The organism is Proteus myxofaciens ATCC 19692, assembly GCF_001654855.1.
Classification (GTDB): Bacteria; Pseudomonadota; Gammaproteobacteria; order Enterobacterales; family Enterobacteriaceae; genus Proteus; species Proteus myxofaciens.
Map to the genome: position 1 here is coordinate 1 of NZ_LXEN01000253.1, position 225 is coordinate 225.

The window sequence follows — 225 nt, forward strand, 5'->3', positions numbered from 1 at the left end:
ATTTTACAGCGTACTTCATCAATACAAGGATGTATGTTTCTAACAGTATTGATTAATGTTTTTTTGACTAAAGAATGGGCAGTGTTAATATCCTTACAATCAATATTAAATATATTATTAATCACATTAGCTTGAGAGAATTTTCTTAGAATATATTCAAAATCTTTTGATTTGAATGAATTAAAAATCTCTTTTATATGCAGATCTAAATTAGCGCGAGAAAAT

The 225-nt window shown here is 24.9% G+C and carries 1 protein-coding gene; it reads right to left on the reverse strand.

Annotated features, from left to right (window positions below; translation table 11 throughout):
* A partial coding sequence (locus tag M983_RS17225) for a DUF4917 family protein (RefSeq protein WP_157092001.1) occupies positions 1 to 225 on the reverse strand: 225 nt, incomplete at both ends.